This window comes from Companilactobacillus sp. HBUAS56275 (assembly GCF_036913655.1).
Taxonomy (GTDB): domain Bacteria; phylum Bacillota; class Bacilli; order Lactobacillales; family Lactobacillaceae; genus Companilactobacillus; species Companilactobacillus pullicola.
In genome coordinates, this window is sequence record NZ_JAYKKK010000009.1 from 14,529 (window position 1) to 32,029 (window position 17,501).

General features: G+C 36.3%; 14 protein-coding genes. All 14 read left to right on the forward strand.

The genetic code is table 11. The features are described from left to right. The first annotated feature begins 100 nt into the window (after positions 1-100). The 14 genes from U8526_RS12815 to U8526_RS12880 all read left to right on the forward strand — a co-directional run bounded on the left by U8526_RS12815 (position 101) and on the right by U8526_RS12880 (position 17,472). The gene (locus U8526_RS12815; protein WP_442886258.1) at positions 101-2,029 is read left to right on the forward strand and encodes a M13 family metallopeptidase; all 1,929 of its coding nucleotides are present in this window, start codon (positions 101-103) and stop codon (positions 2,027-2,029) included. Positions 2,030-2,192: 163 nt separating this feature from the next. Then, entirely contained in the window at positions 2,193-4,136 is a 1,944-nt protein-coding gene (locus tag U8526_RS12820; protein WP_334342338.1) for a M13 family metallopeptidase, read from the forward strand. Positions 4,137-4,441: 305 nt separating this feature from the next. Further along, positions 4,442-5,206: a CPBP family intramembrane glutamic endopeptidase gene (locus tag U8526_RS12825; RefSeq protein ID WP_334342339.1), complete on the forward strand. Its 765-nt coding sequence runs from the start codon at positions 4,442-4,444 to the stop codon at positions 5,204-5,206. A 926-nt stretch (positions 5,207-6,132) separates the two neighbouring features. After that, positions 6,133-6,834: an ABC transporter ATP-binding protein gene (locus tag U8526_RS12830; RefSeq protein WP_334342340.1), complete on the forward strand. Its 702-nt coding sequence runs from the start codon at positions 6,133-6,135 to the stop codon at positions 6,832-6,834. A 3-nt stretch (positions 6,835-6,837) separates the two neighbouring features. Continuing rightward, entirely contained in the window at positions 6,838-9,360 is a 2,523-nt protein-coding gene (locus U8526_RS12835) for an ABC transporter permease (protein WP_334342341.1), read from the forward strand. A gap of 14 nt (positions 9,361-9,374) precedes the next feature. Then, positions 9,375-10,079 (forward strand): SDR family oxidoreductase, encoded by a 705-nt coding sequence (locus tag U8526_RS12840; RefSeq protein ID WP_334342342.1) that lies wholly within the window; start codon positions 9,375-9,377, stop codon positions 10,077-10,079. A gap of 43 nt (positions 10,080-10,122) precedes the next feature. Continuing rightward, positions 10,123-10,578, forward strand: a complete 456-nt coding sequence (locus U8526_RS12845) for a MerR family transcriptional regulator (RefSeq protein ID WP_334342343.1) — start codon at positions 10,123-10,125, stop codon at positions 10,576-10,578. A 442-nt stretch (positions 10,579-11,020) separates the two neighbouring features. Continuing rightward, positions 11,021-11,344: a carboxymuconolactone decarboxylase family protein gene (locus tag U8526_RS12850; RefSeq protein WP_025084757.1), complete on the forward strand. Its 324-nt coding sequence runs from the start codon at positions 11,021-11,023 to the stop codon at positions 11,342-11,344. A 2-nt stretch (positions 11,345-11,346) separates the two neighbouring features. Beyond that, the gene (locus tag U8526_RS12855) at positions 11,347-11,757 is read left to right on the forward strand and encodes a cupin domain-containing protein (RefSeq protein ID WP_334342344.1); all 411 of its coding nucleotides are present in this window, start codon (positions 11,347-11,349) and stop codon (positions 11,755-11,757) included. 123 nt (positions 11,758-11,880) lie between these two features. Beyond that, positions 11,881-12,963: an ABC transporter ATP-binding protein gene (locus U8526_RS12860; protein WP_334342345.1), complete on the forward strand. Its 1,083-nt coding sequence runs from the start codon at positions 11,881-11,883 to the stop codon at positions 12,961-12,963. Then, positions 12,956-13,897: a carbohydrate ABC transporter permease gene (locus U8526_RS12865; RefSeq protein WP_442886257.1), complete on the forward strand. Its 942-nt coding sequence runs from the start codon at positions 12,956-12,958 to the stop codon at positions 13,895-13,897. Before U8526_RS12860 ends, U8526_RS12865 begins: the two co-directional genes overlap by 8 nt. Next, complete coding sequence (locus U8526_RS12870) at positions 13,897-14,727, forward strand: carbohydrate ABC transporter permease (RefSeq protein ID WP_334342346.1); 831 nt, start codon at positions 13,897-13,899, stop codon at positions 14,725-14,727. The genes U8526_RS12865 and U8526_RS12870 overlap by 1 nt, the downstream gene beginning before the upstream one ends. Next, positions 14,727-16,082, forward strand: coding sequence for an ABC transporter substrate-binding protein (locus U8526_RS12875; protein ID WP_334342347.1), 1,356 nt, complete (start codon positions 14,727-14,729; stop codon positions 16,080-16,082). The genes U8526_RS12870 and U8526_RS12875 overlap by 1 nt, the downstream gene beginning before the upstream one ends. 31 nt (positions 16,083-16,113) lie before the next feature. Beyond that, positions 16,114-17,472 (forward strand): ABC transporter substrate-binding protein, encoded by a 1,359-nt coding sequence (locus tag U8526_RS12880; RefSeq protein WP_334342348.1) that lies wholly within the window; start codon positions 16,114-16,116, stop codon positions 17,470-17,472. The last annotated feature ends 29 nt before the right edge of the window (positions 17,473-17,501 follow it).

A 17,501-nucleotide genomic window follows, 5' to 3' on the forward strand; every position in this document is an offset into this window, starting at 1 on the left:
CCTGTTTTTTTGAACTATTAAAAATATTTTGATGATATCCAATAAGTGTTATAGTGAATCAAAATAAGTTGGCGGGGTGAATAAATTGCTAAATAAAAAAATGATCGGTGGATCTGGAGATATTCAGAATCCCAAAGAAACAGATGTGAAAGATAATCTGTATTTGGCTGTTAATGGTGCTTGGCAAGAAAAGGCTGTTATTCCCAATGATCGTCCTAGTACAGGTGGATTTTACGATTTGATTAAGGGCGTTGAAGAAACTTTGATCAGTGATCTTCATGAACTAATCAAGGATAAAAGTAAGATTGATGATGACGAACTTTTGCAGGCGGTTAAACTTTATGAGCTAGCGAACGATACTGAGAAATTACGCAAATATCATCAAAAACCGATATTAAATGATTTACGTAGAATTTCTAAATTAAGTAGCTTGGAAAATTTGAGTGATAATTTTGCTGATTTATTAAAGAATGATTTCGTTTTGCCTTTGCAACTAGACGTTGATATGGATATGAAGAATACCATTCAAAATGTGGTTTATCTGACGGGAGCCGATCTGATTTTACCCGACAAATCCTACTATGCTGACGGTAATGAATCTGGACAAAAATTATTGGAAAAATATGCTCAAGTAGCTAATCACTTGTTGGCGATGGTGGGCTATAGTTTGGATGATTCTCACAGAATCGTTAAGCAGGCTTTAGACTTCGATAAGACGTTAGTTCCAATTGTCAAAACTCCAGAAGAATGGGCCGACGATATTAAAAATTATAATCCTATGGATTTTGACGAATTCATTACTAAATCTAAGAATTTGGATTTAAAGAAGTTTGTCGTTGATTCAGTAGGTGACGAGCCAATCAAAGTTATTAACCGTGAACCAAGATACCTGGAGAATTTAGATAAATTGGTCAATCCTGATACCTTTGAAAATGTAAAATCGTGGATGATTGTTAGATTTCTATTTTACAAAGCTAATGATTTGGATGAAGAGTTCCGTCAAACAGTGGGGGAATATCGTCTTGCCCTCAGTGGTGCTAAAGAATTATTGAGTCGAGACAAGTTTGCTTACCATGTGGCTGAAAGAAATCTTGATCAAGTAGTTGGCACTTATTACGGTAAAAAATATTTTGGTGAGAAGGCCAAAAAAGATGTCCGCCAAATGGTTGAAAAGATGATTAGTGTTTATGAAGAACGTCTTTTTAATAACGATTGGCTAAGTGAAGCTACTAAGAAAAAGGCGATTTTGAAATTAAAGAAGATGGTTTTAAAAATTGGTTATCCAGATCAAGTTGAATCAATCTTCAGTAAAATAAAAGTCGATGAAAATCTATCTTTGTATGATAACTTAGCTCAAATTAATAAGATCAAAAATGAAGATGAGTTAAGCCGACTTCATCAGCCTGTTGATCGAAGTAAGTGGTTGATGCCAGGACATATGGTGAATGCCAGTTATGATCCGCAAAGAAACGATATCACTTTCCCAGCTGCCATCTTGCAGGCACCATTTTACAGTTTAGAACAGACAAGTAGTCAAAACTTTGGTGGCATTGGGGCAGTCATCGCCCATGAGATTTCGCATGCCTTTGACAACAATGGTGCGCAGTTCGATGAATTAGGAAATATCAATAACTGGTGGACTAAAGAAGATTATGCAACCTTTAAGCAGCTAACTCAAAAGATGATTGATGAATTTGATGGAATTTCTTATATTGGCAAGAAAGTTAATGGGACATTGATTGTCAGTGAGAATATCGCCGATGTCGGAGGTTTACGTTGTGCCTTGGAAGCTGCCAAAGCTGAAGTCGATTACAATGCTAAAGAGTTCTTCACAAATTGGGCTCGAGTATGGAGAAGTAAATCAACTGAACAATTAACTGAAATGTTGTTAGCTTTGGACGTCCATGCTCCAGACTCGCTTCGTGCCAACGTTCAAGCACAAAATATGGACGAATTCTACGATGCCTTTGATGTCACTGAGAAAGATGGAATGTGGTTGGATAAGGATAAACGAGTCAATATTTGGTAAAAACTATAGGTGAAGCGTGAAATCAATAATTTCATTCTTCACCCTTTTTCTTTTAACATGAAAAGTATTATCAGAATTACTGTAATAACTATCATTAAATTTATTTTAATAATATTAAAATAAGTGATATAGTATTTACTAAATCAAAACGCGGGGTGAAAGTATGTTAACAAGTAAAATTATGGGTGGAGCCGGAGATTTAACTGACGGTAAACAGACTGATTATAAAGATAACTTGTATTTGGCCGTCAATGGAGCTTGGCAAGAAAAAGCTGAAGTGCCAGCTGATAAATCTAGTGCCGGTGCTTCCATGGATTTGGATCTAAAGATTGAAAAAGAATTGATGGATGACTTTCAACATTTAGCTGAAAATGATACTGAAGTTGAAGGAAACGAGTTTTTACAAGCAATCAAATTGTATCGCCTCGCTAAAAATACTGGTTTTCTAAAAGAACTACATGAGAAACCTATTTTGAAGGATCTTCAAAAAATTGAAAAACTTCAAAACTTACAGGATTTAAATCAACAATTATCTGAATTAGGCAAAGAGAATTTCTTTTTACCAATGAATATCTGGGTTGATGCTGATATGAAAGATACAGCCCACAATGCTGCTTATGTTGACGGAATAGATTTAATTCTGCCAGATAATACTTACTATGCCGAAGATAATCAATCCGGTAAGAAGCTTTTGAGCAAATATATTACAGTCGCTGAAAAACTTTTGGTTATGATAGGTTACTCAGAAGATGCCGCTAAAGAAACTGTTGCTAAGGCGATAGCTTTCGATAAGAGCCTAGTTCCTATCGTTAAGACATCTGAAGAGTGGGCAGAGTATTCAAAGATTTACAATCCAATGCCATTTGAAGAATTTGTTACTAAATCTGAGAATTTGGACTTAAAGAAATTAGTAGTTGATCAAATTGAAGCTACGCCAGAAAAAGTTATTATCGTTCAACCTAGATATTTGGAAAATATCGATAAATTAGTCAACGATGATACATTTGGGAACTTGAAAGCTTGGATGTTAGTTAGATATTTAGTCTCTAACAGTTCATATTTGGATGAAGACTTCCGTCAAATAGTTGGTGAATACGATTTGGCCCTCAGTGGTGCTAAAGAATTACAAAGTAGAACAAAATTTGCATACCATTTGGCTGAAGATAATTTTGATGAAGTCATCGGAATCTACTACGGTAAGAAATATTTTGGTGAAAAAGCTAAAGCCGATGTTCGTAGCATGGTTGAACGAATGATCGGTATTTATAAGCAGAGATTGACTGATAACACTTGGCTTAGTCAAGCAACTAAAGATAAAGCCATCTTGAAGTTAAATAAAATCGTAATCAAAGTTGGTTATCCTGATAAGATTCAAGAAGTCTTTAAACAATTTAAAGTCGATGAATCTCAATCCCTATATAACAACATTACGCAAATTGATCGTATTGTTCGTCAAACAGAACTAGCTAAATTTAGCAAACCGGTTGACCGCACAGTTTGGTTAATGCCCGGTGAAATGGTCAACGCTTGTTACGATCCATCAAGAAACGACATCACCTTTCCAGCCGGAATTTTGCAAGCACCATTTTACAGTTTGCAACAAACAAGCAGTGAAAACTTTGGTGGAATCGGCGCAACATTTGCTCATGAAATTTCTCATGCCTTTGATAATGACGGTGCCAAATTCGATGAATATGGAAATATGAAGAATTGGTGGACTAAAGAAGATTACGCAAAATTTGAGAAATTAACACAACAGATGATCGATCAATTTAACGGAATTCCATTCTCAGGTGGAAAAGTTAATGGTAAGTTAGTAGTCAGTGAAAACATTGCCGATGTCGGAGGATTACGATGTGCAATCGAAGCCGCAAAGATGGATGCAGACTATAATCCTAAAGAATTCTTCATTACATGGGCCAAGTCATGGAGATTTAAAGCCACACCAGAATATAATGAGAGATTGTTAGCAACCGACGTCCACGCACCACAACCATTAAGAGCCAACGTTATGTCACAAGATTTAGATGAGTTTTATGAAGCATTCGACATCAAACCAGGCGATGGCATGTGGTTAGATGAAGATAAGAGAATCACCATTTGGTAGAGAGAGCGAAGCAGGGGCGCCCAGCTCCCGAGGATTAAGACTACTTTCTCAGTCGACAGCGAAGCGTCGGCAGAGAAAGTTGACTTAACCGGAAGGAGTTCCCCTGCGTAGCTCGTTTCCACTATTCAGCAAAGCACAATGGTTATTTAAATATAGAAGAATTCAAAAAAAGAACGATAAAACAATCCAAGTTTTATCGTTCTTTTTAACATTCAAGACCAAAAATCCGCACACTCAAGATATAACTTTCCCTCTATCCCAATAGGCGACTATCTTAAAGATAACAAAACCAGGGGGTAAGAAAAATGAGTCGCAAACTAGATTGGTTATCAGTCGTTCTAATTATTTTGTTAGTACCAGTAACGATTTTAATAGTTGATGCAATTTATCCAATTTTAAAATTTGATCGAAAATATGCACAAATGATTTTGGATACACTACTCATCTTAATTGCAGTAACATGTAATCTTAAATTCTGGAAATTAAAAGTTACTTTCTTCAATCCAAATCATATTTTTAAACAGATCTTGAATATGATTCCACTGTTAGCATTCATGTTGATTCTGGGAAAGTTTGGCAACCTAGGATTTCCCAAAGCGGGATGGAATGCATTCTTAACAGTATTGTTAATCGGAATAGGTGAAGAATATGTTTATCGTGGCCTATTGATGGCACAACTAGAAAAGATTTTACATTCGAAACCATTCCTGATTGTCTTAATAAGCTCAGTGAGTTTTGGCCTAATTCATATCGGTAATATGTTCAATGTAACCAATAAATGGGTCGTAGTAGCCCAAATGATAGTAGCAGCAGCTACAGCAATGTTATATGGGACCCTTTATAGCCAGACAAACAGTTTATCATTAGCAATCATGTTCCATATAATTGATGACCTACCAGCATTTTTCTCAAAGAGTTCAGCCACAGCCGAGTCCCTAATGCCATCACAAAAAGTTATGCAATTCCTATTGATAACATTAGTACTCTTTGCTATTTGTTCATTAATTGCATTCCTACAGATAAAGCTCAATAATCTACATTTCAAAAAGTATAATAAGTTTCAAGTCTGAGTTCGTAAAATAACATTTATTAGAATAATTCTAGATAGATGCTATTTTTGTTTAAAAATTTAGAACATTAAAATTTGAATAGAACAACACATTACTGGAGCAACAATTAGGAATACGCTCAGCTATGAAATCAAGTTTCTTACTCAAACTTGGTTGTAGCGTAAATATGCCGTCCTCCGCAACAAGAAGATTTGACTGGAACGCCATGGGCACGACTTGAAACTAATAATTTTGCACTTCGCGCAAAATTATGGATTTCCAAGCTCGGCCTTTCCCTAAGCAATAAATTGCTAAGGGAATCTCATGGCTGAGTCAATTTTCTTGCTGCTCCGGACTAAATCCGACTTTGTTTATTAATTATTGAAAAATCTAAATACTAAAAAACAGACTCTATTAAGAGATTCAAGCACATTTTCGTGTCTTGAAATACTTAATGGGTCTGTTTTTAGTTTAGGATGTAAAAGTTTCTATTTTGACCATGTAAGGTTAGGTGATATCTAATTGCTGCATTTTTTTCGATAATATTAGAAACGAGTGTTTAGTCGGTAGTAAAAAATCTGTGGGCCCTCAGTGGTGCCATTCTACTTAGCTTGCGTAGCAAGGTTAGTAGAAGACCGGACTTGGAGATCCATGATTTTTCACAGAGTGAAAAATTATTAGCTTCAAGCCGTGTCCACCACGTTCCAGTGGCCCACAGATTTTTTGCGGACGACGGCATATTTCAACTACATCAGTTAGTATCAACACTACAACCAAGTTTTAGTAAGAACCAAATCGTGCCCATAGTATTCCAACAGCATTCCCACTTGTTGCGGAGGGTGGCATATTACGGTTAATCTTTTTTTATGAAATAATTTGTAGCTTTTTACCTTAAAGATGTATTCGCTTTCTACTATAATAGATATATCAAGAAAGGTGAGAGCGTAATGGCATATATCGAAGTGAGGAATGAATCGAAAAAGTACCAAATGGGAGAAACAACAATCGTCGCTAACGATAAATTATCGTTTGACGTCGATAAAGGAAAATTGACAGTCATTCTGGGACCTAGTGGTGCCGGCAAATCAACCGTGCTAAATATTTTGGGTGGAATGGATACACCAACCGATGGACAAGTTATTATCGATGGAACTGACATTGCTGAATTTTCTGAACGTCAGTTAACCACTTATCGTCGAAATGACGTTGGTTTTATTTTTCAGTTTTACAATTTGATTCCTAATTTAACGACCAAAGAAAATGTCGAATTAGCTTCAGCAATTGTTAAAGACGCCTTGGATGCGACTGATATCTTGAAAGCTGTTGGTCTGGGTAACCGAATAGATAACTTTCCTTCACAATTGTCAGGTGGGGAACAGCAACGTGTTGCCATTGCTCGTGCTTTAGCCAAAAATCCTAAGTTACTCTTATGTGATGAACCAACTGGAGCTTTGGATTATGAGACTGGTAAGCAAGTTTTGACACTTTTACAAGATGCTAGTCACAAGAACAATAAAACAGTGATAGTCATTACCCACAATTCAGAATTAGCCAAGATGGCTGACCGCGTGATACGGATTCATGATGCTAAAGTTCAATCAATTGAGGATAATGAGACACCGACTCCCGTGAAAGATATTGAGTGGTAGATCATGAAACCTTTAACGAAAAATATGATGCGCAGTATCAACAAGTCTAAAGGGCGTTTTATTGCGATTATTTTGATTATCATGCTAGGAGTGCTGATCTTTGTCGGTGTCAAAGCAACAGGACCTAGTTTGAATAATTCCTTGAATAAGACGATTGCTGATAAGAATTTGTCTGATGTACAAGTTCTATCGACCACAGGCTTTGGAAAAAAGGATATCCAGCTGGCTGAAAAAGTGGCGGGAGCTAAGGCTGAAACGACGAAATTTAAATATGTCATGGGTGGCAAATCTAAAGTTGCGATTGCCTTGTATGGTTACGATAAGAATGCTAAGCAGAACCAACTGATTATTCGTAACGGCCGTTTGCCTAAAAATGATCGAGAAATCGTTCTGGATAAGAATGCTCGTAATAAATATGATTATAAAATTGGCGATACGTTTAAATTTTCTAAGAGTGCAGATTTAAAACGTCGTTCCTACAAAATAGTTGGGTTCGCTGATTCGCCACAATACATTGATAATCAATCTCGTGGTGTTACTAATATTGCGGATGGACAAGTTGGCTTGTTCGCGTATATTCCTAAAAATCAGATGAATCTTTCTACAGCAACCTTATTAGATATTCATTTCAATTCTTTAAAAAATAGAAATACGTTCAGTAGCAGTTATAAAGATGCAGTGAATAAGAAAGTTAAATTGTTAAAGAGTGAATTTAAATCACGTCCTAAACAGCGGACTCAAGAAGTTGCTGGTAGTTATTTAAGTGACTTGCAGCAACAACAGACCGCACTTGATCAATTGAAGGCTGTTAATCCAACAGCAGCTGCTCCACAACAAGCAAAATTGGATGCGGCTAAAGACAAAATTATGAAACAGTCCAAGACAACTTATACGTGGAAAACTAGACAAGATTTAACTGGCTTTTCAGCTTATGGTGAAAGTTCAGATCGAATCGCTGCCATTGCTAATGTTTTCCCAGTTTTCTTCTTTTTGATTGCCGCTTTAATCACTTTTACAACTATTACAAGAATGGTCGAAGAAGCACGTGGAGAAATTGGGACTTTCAAAGCTTTAGGATATAGCAAGTGGGATATCGCCAGAAACTATATTTACTATGCTTTATCAGCTGGTCTGATTGGTGCAATTTTAGGAGCCGTGATTGGAACGGAGACCTTGCCTCGAATTGTTCTGTCGATGTATAAACAGTACATTGCCTTAGATTGGGTCATAGGTTCAACTTGGCAGACAATTCTCATTGCTTTGATCTTCTCGTTATTGGCAACAGTTGGTGCAGCTGTGATTGTTGTCAGAAAAGAATTAGACGAAGGTCCGGCATCGTTGATGTTGCCTAAATCACCTAAGTCGGCTAAAAAGATTTTGTTGGAAAGAATCAAACCAATTTGGAATCATTTGAGTTTTAATAGCAAAGTTAGTTATCGAAATCTATTCCGTTTCAAATCAAGAATGTTTATGACAATCATTGGTATTGCTGGTGGGACAGCTTTAATTTTGACCGGCTTTGGAATTCAGAATTCCATTACAGCGAGCGGTAACCTACAGTATCAAAATATTTTTAGTTATCAAGCAGTCGTCAAGATGAATAACAATGCTGACTATTCTAAAGTTGATAGGATTTTAAACAAAGATAAAACTTACCAGAATGATACGAGAATAAATTCAACAACCGCTAAGTTGAAAGTGGGTAAGAAACAAGTTAATGACGTTAATGTTTATACGCCCCAATCGGTTAAGGATTTTAAGAAGTATGTCCATTTAACTGCTAATTTAAGTAAAGACAAGGTTGTTTTGACTCAAAAGACAGCTAAGCTTCTTGATGTACAAAAGGGTGATAACGTTAATGTGACAATGACTAATGGTAAGAAGTTGAGTCTTAAAGTTGGCGCTATTACAGAAAATTATGTGGGACACTTCTTGTATTTAAGTCCAGAAACATACCGAGACAAGGTTGGTACTTTGAAACCTAATACTTTGTTGTTGGGATTGAAGAAACAGACTAGTGCTCAAAGAAAGGCATTAGCCAACCAATTACTAGATTCTAAAGAAGTTATGGGAACTAGTTATACATATGATGTCTTTGACACTGTTTCGAAAATGTCGAGTCTGTTGCGTCCCATCATTTTGATCTTGATTCTGTTATCAGGAATATTGTCATTTGTCGTACTCTATAATTTGACCAATATTAATGTGTCAGAACGAATTAGGGAGTTATCGACCATTAAAGTCTTAGGATTTTACAATAACGAAGTGACGATGTACGTAGTTCGAGAGAATATAATTTTAACAATATTAGGTATTATTATTGGATATGGTGTGGGAAACTTGTTAACGGCTTACATCTTGAACCAGGCTGCAACGGAGCAGGTTATCTTCCCATTAACGATCCATTGGTTCGGTTACGTTGTTGCCACATTATTGATGATAATTTTTACAGCAATTGTTATGCTAGTTACACATCGAAAGTTAAAACACATCGATATGATTGGTGCATTAAAATCTAATGAATGATTGAAGGTAAATTTATGTCTTTAGAAAATGATAAAGTTCTGATTATTGGGGGAACTTCAGGTTTTGGTAAAGAAGTAGCCATCATGGCTCAACATAGGGATGCTGACGTATATGTTATCGGCCGTGATCAGGAGCGTGTAAATCAATTACGTTATGAAGAAAACATTCAAGGTAGTTCATTAGATGCTCAAGATGAAAGACAAATGAAACGTTTCTTCGATAAATATGGTTCCTTCGACCATGTAGTTTCAATGCTTGGAGGGGCTATGAGTGGCGGATTTCTAGATAGTTCCGTTGCCACAATAAAAAAAGCAATCGATGATAAATTTTTCGCCAATTTGCAACTGGCTCAGATTGCTAGCAAACATTTAAATAAAAACGGCTCAATTATTTTAACTTCAGGTTCTGGCGGTCATCCATACGATGCTTCAGGAGCCATCATTGGAAATCAAGCTATTAACACAATGGTTGATGGTCTAGCTGTAGAAATGGCACCTGATTATCGAGTTAATGCTGTTTCACCAACTTGGACTCCAACTGGACTATGGCGTGATTTGAGTTCAAAACAATTGTCTAAGCAAAAACACAATTTTGTGGAAACTGTTCCTTTGAGAAGAGTTGCCACAGTTGAGGAAGTAGCTTCCGCCTATATTTATTTGATGGAAAATGATTTTATCACGGGGCAAATTTTAAGAGTCGACGGTGGAGTTGACTTATAGAAGATGTTATGCTTGAAGTCAACTTTAAGTAGAAGGTGAAATAATGCCAGTAAATGAAGTAGAGGAAAGCAAAAAGTATCGGATTAGCGACTTCGCCGAGATGGTGGGCTTAAACAGTCCCACTTTGCGCTATTATGAAAAAGAGGGACTGATCAATCCTCATCGAACCGATAGTGGTATTCGTTACTATACTGATCAGGATATTCGTTGGGTCAATTTTTTGTTACATCTCAAGAGTACTGGGATGTCGATTGAACAATTGAAACGTTACGTTAGATTACGTGCCCAAGGTGACTCAACCATCAATCAACGTATTGAGTTATTGGAGGAAGTCCGTCGTAATTTTGAGGTTGAGTATCAAAGATTACAAGATGGTTGGACAATCCTCAATGACAAGTTGGATTGGTACAAAGGTAAGGAAGGCGGACACATTGAAGATAGTGAAAGCTTTTCTGAGTATTTGAAAAATTTGAATCATGGTTATTTAGAAGATAGATAGTGGTTAAGAGCCGTCTTCCACAAGAATTGGGAATGCATTGGAACGCTGTGGACGCGATTTGGAGCTAATTATTTTACACTCCGTGCAAAATAATGGATCTTCAAAGTCGGTCTCATTGTAAATGGCAAAGCCATTAACAATGACTTCACGGCTGAACGCATTCCCAATTCTTGCTCCAGACTGAATAGTATTTCTATTAGTTGGTTGGAACTAGGTAGTTTAAATAACTTTTTAAAAATATAGCATCTATTCAAGAACATCGGTATCTTCCGTTTTTAGGGGGATATGGAAATTCTGAATAGATGCTATTTTTAATTTCGAAGTTAAAAGAGATAAACAATGGAAGATAGAAAATTTAATTAATTTTGGGTTTTTCCTTGACTTAAAGTTAACTTCAAGTTGTTTAATGTAATTATCAACTTGATATGAGGAGGAATTGATTATGGCAAAGAAACAAACTGCTGGACGTGACATGTTGGGAGATTTTGCTCCACAATTTGCAGCATTGAATGACGATGTATTGTTTGGAGAAGTTTGGAGTAAAGAGAATGAACTTTCTGCTCATGATCGTTCATTAATTACTATCGCAAGTATTATTTCAGCTGGAAATATTGAACAATTAGACGCACATTTAAAAATCGGTAAGAAAAATGGCATTACAAAAGATGAAATCGTCGCAGAAATTACTCATTTAGCATTTTATGCTGGTTGGCCAAAGGCTTGGAGTGCTTTCAACCGTGCTAAAGAAATTTGGAAGGAAGATTAATTATGGCAAAAAATGAAGAGTTAAAGACAAATGGCGTCTTCCCTGTTGGGGATAAGAATGACGCATATGCTAAATACTTTATCGGACAAAGTTATTTAAATGGCTTGGTAAAACCAGAAGACAATATTGATTTTGGCGTTGGTAATGTAACGTTTGAACCAGGTTGTCGAAATGATTGGCACATTCATCATGATGGTTTCCAAATCTTACTTGTTACCGGTGGCGAAGGCTGGTACCAAGAATGGGGCAAACCTGCTCAATTGTTAAAACAAGGTGACGTCGTTGTTATTAAAGAAGGCGTCAAACACTGGCATGGAGCAACTAAGGATAGTTGGTTCAGTCATGTTGCTATTACTAAAGGAACTTCAGAATGGCTTGAAAAGGTTACTGATGAAGAATATGACAAATTGTAAAATAATTGGTTGAAAAGAGGGCTGAAAACAGTCCTCTTTTTTTACACATAATTTACATTAAATAGATTATATATATACATAAATCCAACATACTGTATCTATTGACTATATGGAGGGTTAAATATGTCTACATTATTAACAAATGTTTGTAAGCAATACGATCAGGGGAAGACAGTTTTAAAGAATGTTACTGCTGAAATTGAAACAGGCGAATTCTTTGTTATTGTTGGACCATCTGGTTGTGGTAAAAGTACATTACTACGCATGATTGCTGGTCTAACTGAAATTAGCGATGGTGAAATCAGTATTGATGGTCAAGTAGTTAATAACTTGCCACCTAAGGACCGTAACTTAACAATGGTTTTCCAAAGTTACGCTTTGTTCCCATTTTTAAGTGTTTGGGATAACGTTGCTTTCGGTCTGAAGGCTAAGAAGCGTGACCAAGCTGAGGTTGAAGAACGTGTTAACAATGCATTGAAGATGGTTAATCTAGAAGACTTAAAAGACAGAAAGCCACGTGAACTATCTGGTGGTCAAAGACAACGTGTGGCTTTAGCTCGTGCCGTAGCTAGCGATGCAAAAATCTGTTTGATGGATGAACCATTATCAAACTTGGATGCTCAATTGAGGATTAAGATGCGCCAAGAGATTTATGCTCTACAAAGAAAATTAGGAATTACTTTGATTTATGTAACTCATGATCAAGTTGAAGCTATGACTATGGCTGATCACATTATGGTTTTACATGATTCAAAGATTCAACAAATTGGTACGCCGGCTGAAATCTATAAGACACCAGCTAATGAATTTGTTGCAAGTTTCTTCGGAGTTCCACCAATCAATATTCTTTATGCAACAAAGATTTCTGACAAAGCTATTCGTGTCAATGATGACTTCCAAGTGAACCTTGGCCAAACAGTTACTGAAAAAGAACTAAAAGTCGGTATTAGACCAAATGAATTAATTGTTGAAAAGGCTGATGAATTGTCTGCCAATGCGACAGTGAAGAACATTGAATTCTTAGGGGATGAAAAGATTGTTTACGCAACTTTCAGCAATGGTAGTGAAGTAGCAGCAATTGTTCCTAGTGATGCTCATTTTGATATGTTTGAAAATGTTAAGATCACTTCAACTAACAATGTTTTGTTATTCAATCAGGATGGAATCAATGTAACTGTTAGTGGGGAGGAATTGGTCAATGCTTAAAACTTCAGTGACTGATGTCATGCCAGAAAAGAAAGTTGAAGCAAAACCAAAGAGCAAGTTTAGATTAACTGCCAATGATAAATACTATGCTTCAATTTTCGCTGGCCCATCACTATTTCTTTTAGGTCTCTTTGTATTTTATCCAATGTTTAGAACCCTCTATATCAGTTTGTTTCTAACCAATACTTTTGGTAACACAACTTTATTTGTTGGGTTAGAAAACTATGTAAAATTAATCTCTTCACCTGATTTTGTTTCAAGTATGTGGGTAACATTAGTCTACGTGGTCGGAGTAACATTCTTCACGATTGCTATGGGATTGTTGCTGGCCAATTTAGCCAGTCAAAAATTACCTGGTATTGCGATTTTTAGAACACTTTACTCAGTAACCATGGGTGTCTCTGTTTCTGTTGCCGCTATTTTCTGGCTATTCATTTTCAATCCTTCCGCAGGATTTTTCACATTACTAACTAAGTTATTGCATCTACCAACAATCAATTGGTTGGCTAATCCCACTAATGCGATGTGGGCAATTATCATTACAACGGTTTGGATGCATTTAGGATTTGTTTTCTTAGTTTTCCTTGGTGCTATTGAATCAGTTCCAACAACACTTTATGAGGCAGCCGATGTTGAGGGTGTTTCTAAGCACTATCAATTTTTCCACATTACTTTACCAATGATTTCTCCAACACTATTCTTTATTTCAACAATCACAATTATTGGTTCATTTAAGAGTTTTGGATTGATTGATCTAATTACTAAAGGTGGTCCAACTAATGCCACTAACATGCTAGTTTACCGTATTTATAACGATGCTTTCTTTGGTGGTAACTATGCTAAATCAAGTGCAGAAGCAATCATTTTAACTATTATTATTGCCTTCTTTACTTACTTGCAATTCAAATTCTTAGAAAAGAAGGTAAATTACTAATGGCTAATATTGATGAACGCGCTGTTTTAAAAAATATTTTTAGTTATTTTCTTTTAATTCTATTGGCCGTAGTTATCTTGATACCATTCTTTATTGGTATTTGGACAAGTTTCTTACCAACAGCTGATATTTTAAAAGGTAATTATTTCAGTACTAATATTTCACTTACTAACTACTTTGATGCTTTTACGAATACACCAATTTTACGTTATCTAGGTAACACGATCGTTGTAGCTACAATTACAATGTTTGCTCATTTACTTTTCTGTTCAATGAGTGCTTATGCCTTTGTTTTCTTAGATTTCAAATATAAGAAATTTTTCTTTGCACTATTCATGATCACAATGATGTTGCCATCCGAAGCAGCAATCATCCCTAATTTCCAAACAGTAAAAGCTCTAGGATTATTGGATCACTATTCAGCAATGATCGTTCCATCTTTAACTTCAGCTTTTGGTACTTTCATGTTACGTCAAGCTTTCCTACAAACTCCTAAGGAATTAAAGGAAGCTGCAGATATTGAAGGATTGAATCACTTCCAAATTTTCTGGAATGTTGTGTTGCCATATAACCGTATCAGTTTGATCACTTTGGGTGCTTACAGTTTCTTAGGTGCTTGGAATGCATACCTATGGCCAATCTTGGTTACGTTCAGTAATGATTCACGTGTTATTCAAAATGGTTTAAAACAATTGCAGTCAGAAGAGACATTTAACAACTGGGGTATGATTCAAGCCAGTGCTGCTATCATTGTTATTCCGACAATCCTTGTGTTATTTATCGGACAACACTACTTCAAGTCAGGATTGAATGAAGGAGCTGTCAAATAATGTCGAAATATAGAAAACTAGTTCTGCCTTTGATCATAGTTTTAGCAGTCGTTTTGGTGGCAATGTTTGGAAAAATATTATCGACTAAATCGGCAGCTGTAAAAGATAACCGGACAGAAGTTGTCTTTTGGCACGAGATGGGTGGTCCCGCTGAAAAATCATTAATGAAGATTGTTGATGGTTTTAACAAGTCACAAACTAAGTATCGTGTTGTTCCTAAATATCAAGGTTCATACGATGCAGCTATTCAAAAAATTCTTCAAACTCACGGTACTGGAACATCTCCAGCTGTTTTCCAAGCTTTTGATATTTCAGCTGCACAGATGATGCACAGTAACTTTACGGTACCAGTTCAAAACTTCATTGATAAAGATGGTTTTGATGTAAGCAAGATTTCCCCAGTTGCTCGTTCTTTCTATTCTAATGACGGTAAGCAACAAGCAATGCCTTTCAACACTTCACAACCGGTACTTTATTACAATGCTAGTTTGTTAGAGAAGTACGGAATTACGCCACCACCAGTATCGCCTTCGCACAGTGATATCACACGTGTGGCAAAACAGCTTTATGAAAGATCACATCACCAAGTTAAAGGTATGACAGTTCAAATTTATGGTTGGTTACTAGAACAAGCTATGGCTAATGCTGGTGTTGGATTAACTAATAACAACGATGGTCATACAGGTATTCCAACTAAAGCAACAATCAACAATGGTGCCTCAAAAGAATTCTTCGAATGGATTCGTGAAAATCAAAAGGCCGGCGACTTCATGAACTATGGTTCAGGAGCAATGGCTGGTACTAATCAAACTACCGGTTTCTTGAATGGTAAGATCGGTATCTACATTCAATCGTCAGCAAGTATGAGTCAATTGAACAAAAAGAATAAGAATAAGTTAGGAATCACATACTTCCCACATCCAGATGGCAAAGAAGCTAATGGTGTTGCTATCGGTGGTGCTGCTTTATGGATTTCAAACGATAAACCTAAGGCAGTTCAAAATGGTGCCTTTGAATTTATCAAGTACACTCTAAAACCAGAAGTCCAAGCCCAATGGCAAAAAGATACAGGATATTTGGCCCTAAACAAAGATTCACAAGAAACATCAATTCTTAAAGGCCTTTACAAGCAACATCCTGAAGCCAAAGTTCCAAGTCAACAATTACAAGAAGCCGTTCCTAACCATTTCAATTCCGGTATTTTGATGGAAGGAATGCAAAAGACTCGTCAAATTGAACAATTTGCAATGGAAAGTATCTATAACGGTGGCGATATTACTCATGCCTTAAAAGATGCTGACAAGAAAATTGATGATAATTTAACAACTACTAATCGAGCCAACGGATATCATTAAATACTTAGTTTTATAAGAATGGGGTAGTTCAATGTCTAAGTATAAAAAACTAATCGTGTCTGTGGCTGCTGTTTTAGGTGTTATCCTGATAGGATTCTTTGGTAAAAATGTTTTGGCACAATCGAAGCCACAAACAGATCGGACGCAAATCGTTTTCTGGCATGAAATGGGTGGTCCTGCTGAAAAGACTTTATTGAAATTAGTTAATAATTTCAATAAATCACAAAGTAAATATCAAGTAATACCTAAATATCAAGGTTCATATGACACGGCAATTCAGAAGATCTTTCAAACTCATGGAACGAATACTTCTCCAGCAGTTTTTCAATCTTCCAATGTTTCTACAGCTCAAGTTTTACACAGTGGTTACACCACGCCGATTCAAAAATTTGTTGATCAAGATCATTACGATTTAAGTAAGATATCACCTGTTGCTAGAGCTTTTCACGCACAAGGTGGCAAGCAACAAGCCATGCCTTTTAATACTTCACAGCCGGTGCTTTACTATAATGCTACGTTACTAGAAAAGTACGGCATCACTCCACCGTCAGTTTCACCATCTTATAGTGAGATAACTAAGATTGCTAAGGAGCTTTATGAAAAATCAAATCATAAAGTTAAAGGGATGACGGTTCAAATTTATGGCTGGTTATTGGAAGAAGCAATTTCTAATTCAGGTGGTATGTTCGCTAATGAAAATGATGGACATACGGGAATACCAACTAAGGTCAGCATCAATAATCCAGAGTCAATTGAATTTTTTAATTGGATTCGTGAGAATATTAAGAATGGCGACTTTATGGATTATGGATCCGGTTCAATGGCAAGTACTAACCAGACTTCTGGTTTCTTAACTAGTAAAGTGGGGATGTATATTCAATCCTCAGCAAGTATGAGTCAATTGAATAAGAAGAATAAAAACAAATTAGGAATTACTTACTTCCCACATCCAGATGGCAAAAAGGCTAACGGTGTTTCAATTGGTGGAGCAGCTCTGTGGATCTCTAACGATAAGTCAGAGGCAATCCAAAAGGGAGCTTATGAATTCATCAAATATACAGTTAGACCAGAAGTTCAAGCTGAATGGCAGAAATCAACTGGATATATGGCTTTAAATAAGGACTCACAAAAAACATCAATTTTGCAGAAGTTCTATGCTAAACATCCAGAAGGCAAGATTCCGGGGCAACAATTAAATAACACAGTTCCAAATTACGGTAACTCTGGGATTCTTTTAGAAGGAATGCAGACAATTCGTAAATTGGAAGAAAATGCCATGGAGAAGATTTACCGTGGCGGTGACATTGAACAAGTTTTGAAGAGTAATGAAAAGACGATAAATGATTTAGTTTATAGTCAAAATCGAGCTAATGGGTTAATTAATAAGTAAAAAAACACGCTATCAATTTAGGTTGATAG

Excerpts from the sequence above, each read along its gene's own strand:
- U8526_RS12840 (WP_334342342.1), top strand. The coding sequence starts at position 9,375 with ATGTCTTTAGAAAATGATAAAGTTCTGATTATTGGGGGAACTTCAGGT.
- U8526_RS12855 (WP_334342344.1), top strand. The coding sequence starts at position 11,347 with ATGGCAAAAAATGAAGAGTTAAAGACAAATGGCGTCTTCCCTGTTGGG.
- U8526_RS12815 (WP_442886258.1), top strand. The coding sequence starts at position 101 with ATGATCGGTGGATCTGGAGATATTCAGAATCCCAAAGAAACAGATGTG.
- U8526_RS12845 (WP_334342343.1), top strand. The coding sequence starts at position 10,123 with ATGCCAGTAAATGAAGTAGAGGAAAGCAAAAAGTATCGGATTAGCGAC.
- U8526_RS12825 (WP_334342339.1), top strand. The coding sequence starts at position 4,442 with ATGAGTCGCAAACTAGATTGGTTATCAGTCGTTCTAATTATTTTGTTA.
- U8526_RS12880 (WP_334342348.1), top strand. The coding sequence starts at position 16,114 with ATGTCTAAGTATAAAAAACTAATCGTGTCTGTGGCTGCTGTTTTAGGT.
- U8526_RS12875 (WP_334342347.1), top strand. The coding sequence starts at position 14,727 with ATGTCGAAATATAGAAAACTAGTTCTGCCTTTGATCATAGTTTTAGCA.
- U8526_RS12865 (WP_442886257.1), top strand. The coding sequence starts at position 12,956 with ATGCTTAAAACTTCAGTGACTGATGTCATGCCAGAAAAGAAAGTTGAA.
- U8526_RS12830 (WP_334342340.1), top strand. The coding sequence starts at position 6,133 with ATGGCATATATCGAAGTGAGGAATGAATCGAAAAAGTACCAAATGGGA.
- U8526_RS12860 (WP_334342345.1), top strand. The coding sequence starts at position 11,881 with ATGTCTACATTATTAACAAATGTTTGTAAGCAATACGATCAGGGGAAG.
- U8526_RS12820 (WP_334342338.1), top strand. The coding sequence starts at position 2,193 with ATGTTAACAAGTAAAATTATGGGTGGAGCCGGAGATTTAACTGACGGT.
- U8526_RS12835 (WP_334342341.1), top strand. The coding sequence starts at position 6,838 with ATGAAACCTTTAACGAAAAATATGATGCGCAGTATCAACAAGTCTAAA.
- U8526_RS12850 (WP_025084757.1), top strand. The coding sequence starts at position 11,021 with ATGGCAAAGAAACAAACTGCTGGACGTGACATGTTGGGAGATTTTGCT.
- U8526_RS12870 (WP_334342346.1), top strand. The coding sequence starts at position 13,897 with ATGGCTAATATTGATGAACGCGCTGTTTTAAAAAATATTTTTAGTTAT.